Annotated in this window: 8 protein-coding genes and 1 pseudogene; 5 read left to right on the top strand and 4 right to left on the bottom strand. The window is 62.3% G+C overall.

Annotated elements, in window-relative coordinates; translation table 11 throughout:
- Positions 1-694, top strand: a pseudogene (locus AYO52_RS18610) (TraA protein); the annotation flags it as partial.
- 38 nt (positions 695-732) lie between these two features.
- On the opposite strand, the gene AYO52_RS18315 reads toward AYO52_RS18610, so the two are convergent.
- Positions 733-1068 carry a hypothetical protein gene (locus AYO52_RS18315; RefSeq protein WP_156523594.1) on the bottom strand — a complete coding sequence of 112 codons (336 nt, stop codon included), beginning with the start codon at positions 1066-1068 and terminating at the stop codon, positions 733-735.
- A gap of 2348 nt (positions 1069-3416) precedes the next feature.
- On the opposite strand from AYO52_RS18315, the gene AYO52_RS11850 reads away from it, so the two are divergent.
- The 4 genes from AYO52_RS11850 to AYO52_RS18330 all read left to right on the top strand — a co-directional run bounded on the left by AYO52_RS11850 (position 3417) and on the right by AYO52_RS18330 (position 10162).
- On the top strand, positions 3417-3977 hold the full coding sequence (locus AYO52_RS11850; RefSeq protein ID WP_253702111.1) for a ParA family protein: 561 nt from the start codon (positions 3417-3419) through the stop codon (positions 3975-3977).
- Between the two features lie 543 nt (positions 3978-4520).
- Positions 4521-7790, top strand: coding sequence for a type ISP restriction/modification enzyme (locus AYO52_RS18320; RefSeq protein ID WP_172812158.1), 3270 nt, complete (start codon positions 4521-4523; stop codon positions 7788-7790).
- 363 nt (positions 7791-8153) lie between these two features.
- Entirely contained in the window at positions 8154-9008 is an 855-nt protein-coding gene (locus AYO52_RS11860; protein ID WP_156523597.1) for a hypothetical protein, read from the top strand.
- 674 nt (positions 9009-9682) lie between these two features.
- On the top strand, positions 9683-10162 hold the full coding sequence (locus AYO52_RS18330; RefSeq protein WP_156523598.1) for a hypothetical protein: 480 nt from the start codon (positions 9683-9685) through the stop codon (positions 10160-10162).
- A gap of 10 nt (positions 10163-10172) precedes the next feature.
- Here AYO52_RS18330 and istB read toward each other — a convergent pair whose 3' ends face one another.
- The 3 genes from istB to AYO52_RS18720 form a co-directional block, all read right to left on the bottom strand.
- A complete protein-coding gene (gene istB, locus AYO52_RS11865) occupies positions 10173-10967 on the bottom strand; it encodes an IS21-like element helper ATPase IstB (protein ID WP_067717503.1) in 795 nt (264 codons plus the stop codon).
- Positions 10964-12220, bottom strand: coding sequence for an IS21 family transposase (gene istA, locus AYO52_RS11870; RefSeq protein ID WP_156523599.1), 1257 nt, complete (start codon positions 12218-12220; stop codon positions 10964-10966). The genes istB and istA overlap by 4 nt, the downstream gene beginning before the upstream one ends.
- Positions 12221-12240: 20 nt before the next feature.
- The coding region (locus tag AYO52_RS18720) for a hypothetical protein (protein ID WP_216635322.1) at positions 12241-12476 on the bottom strand (236 nt) is incomplete at its 5' end.

Consider the following 12476-nt stretch of genomic DNA (forward strand, 5'->3'; position numbering starts at 1 on the left):
CCCGGGCGCCGAAGACGCCCACATGCACTCGGCCGGCGACCAGAACGCCCCCACACCCACACAGGTCCTGACCAATGTGCTGGGCCGCGACACCCGCAACACCTCAGCCATTGACACCCTGCGGCAGGAATACACCACCGCCACCGCACCCGAACGCCTCGAACAGCTCTACCGCCACGGCGCAGAACTGGCCGCTCAAACCTTCACCGCGAACACCCTGCCCGACTACCTCGACGCACTCCCCCGCACCCACACCCACCAACTCGAGGCCGACCCCGCAGCGCGGGCTGACCTCGAACACGCCTGGACCGAAGCAGCCCAAGCAGGCCTGGACCCCCGCGAACTGTGGCTCGAGGCCACCGACAACCTCGACACCGCGAAATCCGCAGGCGCCGTCATCGCCCACCGGATACGTGACGTGACCAGAGGACACGGCGAACCCGACGCCCTGCCCACTCCCCCACCAGAAACCACCACAGGCGATGCCGAACTCGCCACCTGGCTGACCGCCACCCGCGAAAAGCTCACCATCACCCCGGACGGCACCAGCACGCCCGACGCCGACGACTTCGTCGCCTCCTACCTCGAACACCGCGCCGCAGAACACGAGCATGGACCGGACGTCGAGCCCCTGGGTGCCTCTTCGGATTGGGGGCAGGCGACAGGACCGGACACCTCCCCCGACCTGTGGTGACATGCCTGGTCTCACAGGGACAGCCACCCATGGTGGTGTCAGGCAGCGGTGGCAGCCCACTGATGGGGTGCGAGCAGCATGTCGGGGGCCGGCAGCGCGGCCCGAGCCGCGGCAACAAGTTCCCACCAACTACCGGGATCGTGCTCCCGGTGCCGCTCCTGCGCGGCCATCGCCGCGCCCCATGTTGTTGCCTGTACCGGGGGGCCGGTACTGGTGGCGCCGTAGGCCAATGCGATATCGACCGGGTGGACGTTCTCGGCCTCATCCGGGGTGGGAAACATGCCCCACTCGGCCAGCGCATCGGAGCGCTCCGGCTGATAGCGGGTGGTGAACCACCACACGAACACCGCCGACTGCAGCCTGTACTGACGCACCCGATCAGCGTGTGCTCCCGTCACTCCGGCCAGGGCCGCAGCCCGAGCCAATCGGGAACGGCCCTGATAGGCGCGCCCACTGGAGGTGGCCAAGCCGTAGGACTGGAGCGCAGCAATCTTGCTGCGAACCGTTGCTGCACACACCCCCAGCCGAGCCGCTACCTGCTTGACCGACAACCGTTCGCTGCTCAGCAACTCCCATACCCGCAACCCGAGAACTCCCAGCGAGCGAGCGTGCCAGATATCAGCGCGAGCACGCTCCAGCTCCCCCTGCAGCCTCTGCTCTAGCTCCGCAGAAAATACTGCACCACTTCTTTGTTTCCCGCCCCCGGGTCTTCCGACCCGCCAGACTGCTGCCCAGGGGCCTGCTGATCTTTGGACTCGCGCAATCCAGCCCTGCTGGACCAACACCTTCAGACGGCTGGTTACGACGTCTCGCGTCAGGCCGACGGCGATGGCCCAGTCGCGCTCGGACAGCTGCACGTTGTCTGCGGCTGCTGCCAGGGTCCTGGCAGCCAAGCCCAGGAGAAGCAGCCGATCCTGGGCCCCGGTCTTACCGGCCCATCTGTGGGGCTGGGCGCTCATCCGGGGCAACAGCTCAGCGACGATCGCTTCGGCTGCCCGGCGGGCCGGTGAGGGCGCGGTGGTGCTGCGGGGGGTAAAGCTGGCTGCGGTGACCGCTCTGGCCCACTGGCGGACCAACTCGGCGTGCGGGTCGAACCTGGGCGTGCGCTCCCCCGCGCTTGTGCGCTGTGTGCGGATAGTCTCCAGGCCTGGCCAGCAGTCGGTAAACGCCGCCTGGTGCAGGTCGTCGTAGCGCATCCTGGCGTGGGCGCAGGCCAACAAGATCGACCACCCGATTGCCGACGCGTCCGACTGAGCAGCGACCCTAGTGCGGGCTAGAGCTCGGATCTGTGCGGATATAGGGCGTCTGGGCCCGGCAAGATACGGGTGGCCCTGCACATCGGTGTGGACCGGGATCGGTGCGGCGCCTACGTCTGCTGGGGCGATTGCGGCTGAACCGGCGTGGTCGGGACGGGTCAGTGTCAGCTGCGTGACTGCTGTGCGCAAGGCTGACAGTGACACCGGGCGGATATGCGGGCTTGTCAAAGGCACCGATGCGCCGCCGGCGCGGTGGGGTGCGCCCGGGGCGCGGACACAACCGGTGCGCGGGTTAGTCAGCGGGCCCAGGTCAAGCGAGGGCCACGCCGCGGCGAAGGCCTCGACGATCGGTGCCAGACGGTTCGGGGACACGGCGGTACTAAGCCGGATCCACACGTGGTATCCCCCACTAGGCCCGGACGAGCACACCAGGTGCTCGATATTTGCTGCGGTGAGAGCGGTCGTACAGCTGGCCAGATCAGCGGTTGCTGTCGAGCTGGCATGGTGGGCGTCAAAATCCAGGGCAAGCAGACGAAACCTGCCCGATTCATCAGTCAAGTGCAGCGCAAACGGCGTCCCCTCCCCCGGCGCGCCATCAGCAAGGCGTCGCGTGGCGGCGAACGAGTGCGTCTTGCGCGAGTCAACACGCACATACGGGCGCGGACTCCACGCGCACACCACCGAGTCCCACCACCAGGTGGAATCTCGGGATTTGAGGACGTTGCGGTCAGGGCAAGACACGCCCAACGGATCGACTGGACCAACCGATGGGTATGACTTACTCTGAGAGGTGCCTGGAAGCACAGCTCTCCTAATTGGTGGGCAACCCCGAGTTTGAGCGGTAACTCGAACTCTTGACTTTCGATCCCGGTTCACTGGCAGGTGGGCCGGGATCAGTCATTTCAGGGCTGCGGGATGTTCAACTATTGGTCGGGCATGACCCGACCGCCGCTTCACGCTGAAATTGCCTCCTCATCTACAGGTAGAAGTACAGCCTCGGGCAGACCGAGGTCGATTGCGGCGAGGTCGGCCAAGTACTGAGACATAGAGATGCCTCTAGACCTGGCTTCCACTCGAAGTGCCTCGTACACCTCGGGAGCCATACGGACGGGCACCCGCATGCGCTCGCCGAAGGACGGTCGCCCAGGGCCCCGCTGCTTCGTCGCCATGGGAGGAAAACTTCCACACTTGGCGCCACAAATCCTATCGACACGCCTAAGTGAGGTGGAGTTTCTGGCGCCGTCTATGGCCCCGTCGGCTTCCAGTGCAGATCGGCCAGGGCGCGGTATAAACCAGTAGCGGTATACACCACAACACCAATGTCGGTTCGGCGGTATTTAGGGGCGGACGGTGTGTCTAACAAGCTCCTACGCTCGGCGGTTGGTACCAAGGTGTAGACCACAATCCGTACAGCGGTATGGCGGTATTTACAGATCGAGGTGTAGTGGGTTTTGAAGATTGCGGTAGTGAACACCAAGGGCGGCGTCGGCAAGACGACTACCGCCATCTACCTAGCGACGGTGGCGAGCGAGCAGGGGAAGTCGACTGAGTTGCTAGACGCAGATCCTCAGGGTTCGGCAACTAGCTGGGCAGAGCTCGCGGCCGAGGGGGGCGTGCCTCTGCCGTTCCAGGTCTCGCCCGCGAACAAGATCACGCTTTCGCGCGCATCGAGTAGTGATCTCACAGTGATCGACACACCTCCCGGCGCAGCCGACATCATCCAGGCAGCGATCGACGCGGCTGATGTTGTCGTGGTTCCGACTGCGCCGTCTGGGTTGGACCTCCAGCGCGTCTGGCCAACGTTGGAGGCTGCTGCGCACAAGCCAGCTGGCGTTCTTCTCACAAGCGTTGAGCTCGGCACCAAGCTACTCGAGCTGACAAAGGAGGCCCTTGAATCGGAAGGGGTTTTCGTGTTCGAGAACGTGATTGGCAAACGTCAGGCTATACGTCAGTCATTTGGCACATGTCCCACGAGCTTCTTTGGTTATCGAGATCTGATGGAAGAGATTGTTGAGGTGACTAGGTGAGTGGCAAATCGGAACCGGTGAGTCGCAGTCTGCGCCCACGGGCGGCAGCCCCCATCCGCCCGGTATCGGAGACGTTCTCGGCTTCTGAAGTAGCAAAGACGACCAACCCTCGTCGCACAAAAACATCGCTAGCGCTTGATGTTGAGGTGTACCGGAGGGCGAAAATTGCGGCCATCCAACAAGGGGAGACTGTGTCTGAATTTATCGAGGCGGCTATTCGCAGCGCGCTGCCAGACTGACACTGGAGGAGGTTTATACCTCTGTCGGCAAATACCAATAGAGGTATAAACCGTCTGAGGTAGCCGCTGTTGAAGCGATCGCGACCTTCGGGCGTCGCGTGAGCCCCAGTGAAACTGTCGGTGGGTTGTGGCATCGGGGCCGCGTCTGGGTAGTGACCTGACGACGCCGTGGGGGAGTGCGCCGGAGGGCAGGTTGTCAGATCGCGTCTTATCGGCGCCACCTGGACCTGGCGGAGCACTCGGCTGAGGGGACTTCGGATTCGAAGCCCGACCGGTACGGCCGATGCTGCTAATGAGCTTGCAGATGGCACTGTTGCGTGTGAGGAAGCTTCCACAGTGTGTGGTGGCGCTTGCGCCAGAAGGAGTCGAAGTGTCGCTGGGAGACTTGGCAGATCTGTTTGATCAGTTTGTCGCCGAATGCCGTACAACGCTCGGGGTTTCTGGAGCGTCTTCCGAGCTCAGCGTCACCGGTAAGCTAGACAACTTCCTCACGGAAGCATTTGTCGAGGGAAGTACTCATGCTCTTCATCTTTCTCAGCAAACAAGCACACAATTCGGAGTTCCCGATTTTCGAGTTGATGCGCCTGGAGGACTTCTTGGCTGGGTTGAGTTCAAAGCAGTAGTGGGTAAGGACCTTCGTTCTCTGAAGGGACACGATAAGCGCCAGCGAGATTTGTTCGTGTCCGGTCTGCACAACATCATCTTGACGAACGGTTGGCAGTGGGAGCTTTACCAAGACTCTAAGAGGGTCAAGACGGTCACGTTCGACCCGCAGCTGTTCACTGCCGACACAATCCCGATGATCGATTCAGGGAGAATCGACGAGCTGCGAAGTCTCCTGACGCTGTTCTTGACCTTCCAGCTGGGCTTCTATGAAACGACTGACAAGGCAGTCAGCGCGCTCGCCTCACGGGCTAAAGCGTTGAAGATGGCACTCATCGAGGTGGGGGCGACAGGCGCCGGCGCGCATCTGAACCAGCTTCGTTCAGACTTTCAAGCCCTTCTGTACCGGAATGGTCAGCCGTTCACCTGGGAAAAGTTTGTTGATTCCTACGTGCAGATTGCAGCGTTTGGGGCATTGCTCTGGCGCCTTGAATCTGGTGCGACGATCAGCTTGCAGCATCAGGTTGGACTGAAGGTCGGACTTCATCCCTTGCTTTCCCAGTGCCTTGCCATTTTGTGGTCTCCACAATCTCGCATACCTACTCTCGAGCCGCTGCTGGAAGAGCTATGTCGAACGGTAAACCTCATTCCGTTGGATTTGTTCAAGACCGGTGGGAAATCGACCCGTAGGCGGAAGTATCTTCCCGACCCGATTGTCCATGCGTACGAGCCCTTTTTTCGAAAGTATGACCAGGCAGCTCGTGAGGCGAACGGGGTTTACTACACGCCTGTCGAAGTTGTACAGCAGATCGTCTCCGGAACCGATGAGCTTCTACGTAGCTCTCTAGGGAAACCCGCAGGGATCTTGGACGACTCTGCTCGCTTCTTGGATCCGGCTACGGGCACTGGGACATTTTTGTTGGGACTGGCCAACGAGGTGGCCCTCGAAGCGGAAAAGGCTGGACTTCCGACCGATCAAGTAGTCAAAGAGGTCCTGACCGAACGGACGTCGGCGTTTGAGCTGTTTCCGGGGCCTTACACGATTGCTCATCAACGACTCGAAGCCCTGCTTTCCGCGCACGGGGCTTCCCCAACAACTCGACTCCCGATCTACCTGGCTGACACTCTTGCTACACCTGAATCAGGTGAGCTCCCGCTGTCAGGATTTGGCCCGGCGGGCGATGAGATCCTGGCCGAACGTGAACGGGCTGACTGGGTCAAGACCGGCGAGGAAATTCTCGTTGTGCTCGGAAACCCGCCGTGGGAAAGGGTGAAGAAGTCGGAAGGCGGCTGGGATGTCTTTGCCGAGGCCTTGATGCAGCAGGTGGTCGATGCGACCCCAGTAGACAAGCGGGCCGACGTAAAATCGGCAAGAGACCTCTATGTTGCATTTTGGGCGTGGGCGCTGTGGGTCCTGCGGAGCCCAGATGACCGGCGGGAGACCGTGCAATCGCCGATCATTGACGCCGCGAAGAATCATGGGATCGTAGCCTTCGTCACGAACCGAACCTGGATAGTCGGCCCTAGTCTGGTGGGCCTTCGCACGCTCGTCCGGCGTGGGGTCAAAGAGGTCTGGGTGTGTGACCTAGGTGGAGATGCGCGTGGGGGAGCCGGCGCCAAGTCCTTCGCTGGCGGGGATTCCAACGTCTTCGCCATTCAGACCGGCGCGGCGATAGTCTGGCTGGTCTTTGACCGAGAGTTCGTGGGCACTCCAGCCGTGAGGTATCAGCGAATTACGGGGAACAAGGCCACGAAGCTCGACCAGCTGGCCGAACCATTTGACGCCTCCCATTTCGTTGAGGTTGCGGGGGACAACTACTTCCTTCCGGTGAACTGGTCAGCTCGGCTAGCGGAAGCCCCATCTCTTCCGGACCTCTTTTCGTTCGAGCCCTACACGGGAATTCAGTCAGCTCGGGACACAAAGGAGTACTCACCATGGGGCGTAGATGCAGACGAGGTGTACGCGGAAACGCGAACACGGCCATCTGCTCTACCTGTGCGATCGGGAGCGCTAGGTCGTTGGAGCCAGCTCTCAGAGGCGCAACGCCGTGCTGCTTGGTCGACTGCCGCAACAGCTAGGTCTTCTAGCAAGAAGGTTCCGACAAAGGAATCACTAGACCCGAAGAAGGTTAGAAAAGCGCTCTACCGTCCGCTCGACTTCCGCCACGTCTACGACGACCCTGCCTGGATTGACTGGTACCGAGAGGACTTGCACCGCGTCTACGAAGACGTAGACGTGCCGACCTTGATCTCGCTCCCTAGAGACTTTGGAGCCGGTCCCTTGGTCATTCACTCCGACCTCCTCCCAGAGCAACACAGTTTCCGTGGCAAGGCTGGAGGTATGGCGGTGTTCCCGCTGTGGCTTCCCGGAGACGGTCGCCCTGACAATGGACGCACGGTGATCAACGGTCGCCGATGCGGGTTTAAGGACAGTGTCCTGGAGTGGGCGGAGTCGGCATTCCCAGACTCCATCAACCTGGCTGAAGACACATATGACTATGTGCTGGCGCTTCTTTCGGCCCCGCTGTACTCGAAGCGTTACTGGCCCGAACTTGAAGCGGTTTCTCCTCGGGTGCCTCTCGTTGAGGATGAGGAAATTGCCCGCGAGGCCCTCACTCTCGGGCGGCTAGTGCGAGCCGCCTGGAGGCGTGAGGTACCTACTGAGGGTTTGAGGTGGGACGCCGCGGGGAACGGAGCCCTCGGCCCCGCTTCGCTCCATGATGGAGTTCTGCGGTTCGCGAATGGTCGAACCATCACTGGCATCCCTAGCGGAGTGTGGGAGTACAAGGTCAGCGGGTACAGCGTGCTTTCCGAATGGCTCGCGGCGCGGGAGCACTGGGTCGTAACAATCGCCCAGGCACAGGAGACACTTCAGACAATCGCCTCCATCGGTGCTCTGGTTGAGCTGAGCTCGAGCCTTGATGGCCTGTTCGACCTCGTGGACCAGCGCATGTCTGACGGAGAGCAATAGCGAGGCCGACGCTGGGCGGGCTTCACTGATTGGGGTTGCCGTACTGGGTTACAGCCACCATGAACCGCACTGGTTCTGTCGGAGGGTTCCATCTAGGCCGATCTACCCGATAGATCCGATATTCGAGAACAGCTCGTACACGCGGAGGTGCCAGATCCTGTTCGAGCGGCTTGTTCAGGAGCAGCACTATGACGCCGCCTGCCTAGTCACCACTAGGAACGGTAGGGGCATCCTCCAGGAGTCCATCGCAGAAGTATTACCCCGAAACTTCAGCACCTCGATCGCGGGACGAGTGGAGTGCATCCGAAACCTCGCGTAGCGCTTGGCATCTTGTCCGTCTGGTCACCTGTGGAAAGTAGGTTCGTGGACCATGTCGGGGCGGTCGGTCACACTGGAGACAGCGTGGATGTTGCCGGGGCAGAGTTCGCCTCCTTCCGCCAGCCCGGAAGGGGGATCATGGACGACCTGGACGATCAGTCTGGCATCGGAGACCGCGCGGGCGTAGAGAGCTGGCTGAGTTGGAACCGGGACGATCTAGGTGATCAGGTTGATCGCTTAGCGGGCGACGTCTCGGTCTACCGGGACCTGCGGTCGGCGAAGTTCGTCGGCACGGAGCAAGCGCTCTTCGAGGACGCACTCGCAAGGTATGGGTTCGCTGTCATTGGCGCCTGGATCAGTCATGGTGTGATGGAGCAGAAGTGCCGAGAAAAGTGGCAGCTCAGGAACCTGAGCGAGCTGGAGGGAATCAAGCTAACGGCGCGCGATGTCGAAGAGCTCACTATGGACACGGTGGCCGCGGCGGTTGAAGGATTCAGGAACAACGTTCTGGCGAGAGGGAAGTGGGACCCGAAGAAGGGTGCTGCCCTGAGGACCTTCTTTATCGGGCAGTGTGAGTTCCAGTACCCAGATGTCGCCCGCCGCTGGAAGCGACAGCGCCGCGATCTGCTCACAGACTCGGCTCTGGACGACGCACAGCTGGGGCGGCTCACTCACTCGGTACTGGGCAACGCCGAGGCGGACGTCATCCAGGCAGATTCGATTGCTGAGCACCTCAGCCCAGTGAAGCGTGACGACGCCAAGATAGCGCTGGTCATGAGGAGTCACCAGTACTCGAACTCAGAGATCGCGCAGGAGTTGGGCACTACCGTGAAAACGGTCGAGGGTTTGCTTAGCGTGGCCCGAAAACAGATCGAACGGGCGCAGGAGGGGACGGCATGAACGACTTCGCGAAGAAGCTGGAGCGATCTTCCTTCGGGACCAGAGGCGCCAGAGCCGCCCGAAGCAGCGTCAGTCAAGAACGAGCTGACCAGGTGCTACGGCGGGCAGCAGAACTTCGAGAAAAAAATTCCCGTCGACTTGAGGGGAGACCAGGGCCCGGGGCCCTATAACTGAGTGTCGCCGGATGAAGAAGGCGACCAGGGCGGGCCCGCGCCAACGAGCCCGCCCTGCCAGCCCGAGAGCTACGTCCCGGTTTCCATGAGGATGGTTGTCTGGATGTTAGCGGAGTCAGAGGAGGCCCATGAGAGGTCTCCCTCCACTCGGGTGGTCATCCAGATTGGAGGGCCCACCATGGCCCGTCGTACCGTTCATCGATCTGCCATCACCGGCCGGTTTGTCGGTCCCGCTTCTGCTGCGAGGTGGCCGGGGAAGACCACCACGGAGCGAGTCGGAAGTGGGACCGGGAACTCTCGGACCGTGACCCGTTCCGCGGTTACCGGACGTTTCGTTCCGGGTTGGCGTGGTGACGCCGATCCGACTGGCACGATCCGTCAGCGTGTCTGATCGCTGAGAACTGGGCGGGGCATCGACTCGGTTGGTGCCCCGCCTCTCGGCGAAGTAGACAGCCAGCTGCAGCGGCGGTGAGCTGAGTTTCCTCTTGAAGGAGCAGTGACGTGAGAGAAGCCACCGGACATAAGGACGGCATTCCAGATACCTGGTCTGATCAGGACATCCAAGATGTTCACTACCGATCGCAGCTAGATCCGGTAGATCCAGACCTCGTTGAGCCGCTCGGGTGGGTCGCCTATGCGGCTATCCGATTTCACTCGACGCTTCGCTCCGTATGGACGTTTCAGCTCGGTGGGAGCGATAAGAAGGCGGATGCCTGGCCAACGGGCACGCTGGCGAACAATGTGGTGAAAGCCGCGCGCGACCAAGGCGATCCTCGAGCAGATGCTTTCGAGGAGTGGTACCGCACCTACGGTCAGCCCGCTATCGACATGCGTAATGGCGTCATGCACGCCTGGCCGTACACAGCCGAGGACGGACTCCAAGCGCTTGGGATGGGCCCGCGTGTTGCCGGCCGATCTCGAATCACCAAGACCACGTTGGAACGGATCGCCGGGGTGATCAGCCTTGTCAACGGCGGGTGAAAATTGACCCCTACGTGACGGGCGAATTCTGACCCCTCTGGTTGTTGGTCTGTGCGGTCATGAGGTCTCGTCGTGCTTTGGTCCGGTAGGACTGGCCGCCGAGGGTGAGTACCTCGGCGTGGTGGACGAGACGGTCGATCATCGCGGCGGCGACGATGTCGTCGGCGAAGATCTCGCCCCAGCGGCCGAATGGCATGTTCGAGGTCACCAGGATCGAGCCCTGCTCGTAGCGGTGAGCCACGAGCTGGAAGAACAGGTTGGCGGCGTCGGAGTCGAACGGGATGTAGCCGACCTCGTCGATGATGAGCAGCTTGTAGCGCCGTAGCTTGCGCAGCTCGGCCTCGAGGCGGTTCTCGGCGTGCGCGGCCTGCAGCCTGGCGAGCCAGCCGACGGCGGTGTCGAACTGCACGGCGTAGCCGGCGGCAATCGCCTTGTATCCGAGGGCGATCGCCAGGTGGGTCTTGCCCACTCCGGGCGGCCCGAGCAGGACTACGTTGTCGGCCTTGCCGATGTAAGTGCTCGTCGCTAAGTGCGCGAGCACGTCTTTGCGCAAGGTGGGCTGATGGTCGACGTTGAAGTCCTCGAGCGTCTTGACCTGCGGGAAGTGTGCGGCTCGCGTGCGGACCTGGATGCCGGAGGCCTCTCGGTCGGCGACCTGCCGGCCCAAGACTGCGGCCAGGTACTCCTCGTAGGTCCAGCCCTGCCTACGGGCGGTATCGGCGAGGTCGGCGAACACGCCCGAGATGGTCGGGGTCTTGAGCACCCGGGCTGCGTAGGCGATCTGGGAAGAGGCGTCGTCGCTCATGCCGACACCTCCGAATCCAATGCTGCGTTCCCGGCGAAGTCGACGTCGTAGAGGTCGTCGTAGTCGCGCAGCGAGCGCACCACCGGATCGGTGAACGAACTCATCGGTGGTTGCTCGCGGGTCCGCTGCCAGTACTCCACGCGCAGTTGCTTGGCCAGCTCCACATGCTCGGGGTTGGTGACCGTCCCGCGGCGGGACCAGCTGCGGCGGTGCTCAGCCACCAGGGTGCCCGCGCAGGTCACCGTCACCGTATGCAGGCTGGCGACTACCTCGACCAGGCGACCGATCACGCGGGGGTCGACCGAGTAGTCCACCGAGTCGATACGGACGTAGTAGTCCCGCGCCAGTCTCACCGTCGTGCGCAGGCCCGTTGCCGGTGCGACCGGCGGAAGGGCGAGCATCCGGGCCCGGTCCTCGACTAGTGCGTCGACGGGTCGAGTTCCCAACACTCGCACGGTGCGCGAGTTGGCTGTTTCCAGCCACTCGGTGAGCTGGTCATTGAAATCGTCGGGGCCAGTAAACGTCCGGCCGGCCATGAACGACTGGCCGAGGTAGCCGTTGTGGCGTTCGACCATGCCCTTGAACTCCGGGTCTCGAGGCGGGGCGATGACCAGCTTCGACGACAACGTGCCGGCGAACGCGGCGGCATCGACCGTCGGCTTGCCCGCCGAGGTGGCGATCGCCGATTCCCGGTCCCACCACAGGCGGTGCGTCACAGCGCCGAGCCGGCCCAGCAGCAGCCACATCCCGGCCAAAATGTCCCCGGCCATCCGGGAGGGGATCATCGTCGCCGAGATGTACCTCGAGAACGCCAGCGTCATCACCAACACCGGCATCTGGGCACTCTGACCTGCGCCCAGCGGGATCGGCGTTTTGGGGAACCACAGATCGCACTGCGTCGTATCACCGGGCTTGTGCTCGATGCGGTCCGCCGGGTCGATCCCGCGGTACTCGGGGCGGATCGCTCGCACGCGGTCCTTAAGCACGGTCATCGAGTGCGGCCAGGCGATCCGCTCGGCGATCACCGTGGCCGGCATCGTCGGATACTCCGCCAGCAACTTGCGGATCTCCGGTTCGAACGCATCGGCCAGCGATCCCTTCGGGGCTCGCTTGTACTTCGGCGGCTCGGATGAGGCCAACGCCGAACGCACCGTGTTCCTCGCTATTCCCAGCCTCCTGGAGATCTCCTTGATCGGCACACCCTCGCTGTTATGCAACCGGCGTATCTCGGCCCACTGCTCCACTGCAATCACCCTCCCAGGGTCGGGAGGGGTCAAGATTCACCCGTCACCCGGGGGTCAGTATTCACCCGCCGTCGACAAGCCTCGCCTCTTGGCGCCTCGATGTAATCCGTTGCGACCGGGATAGCTGACACGGCGAAGACAATCATTGACTCAATCGCTCGAAAGTCGAAGTTCCCGGCCATCTTCGAAGCGCCGTAGTCGAAGGACCGGACTTTTAGCGCTGCGCTCCAGTTGTGACTTTCACCTTCGTTTGGCGGGATTTCGC

This window comes from Dietzia sp. 111N12-1 (genome assembly GCF_001658045.1).
Taxonomy (GTDB): domain Bacteria; phylum Actinomycetota; class Actinomycetes; order Mycobacteriales; family Mycobacteriaceae; genus Dietzia; species Dietzia kunjamensis.

Excerpts from the sequence above, each read along its gene's own strand:
- AYO52_RS18320 (WP_172812158.1), top strand. The coding sequence starts at position 4,521 with ATGGCACTGTTGCGTGTGAGGAAGCTTCCACAGTGTGTGGTGGCGCTT.
- istB (WP_067717503.1), bottom strand. The coding sequence starts at position 10,967 with ATGAGCGACGACGCCTCTTCCCAGATCGCCTACGCAGCCCGGGTGCTC.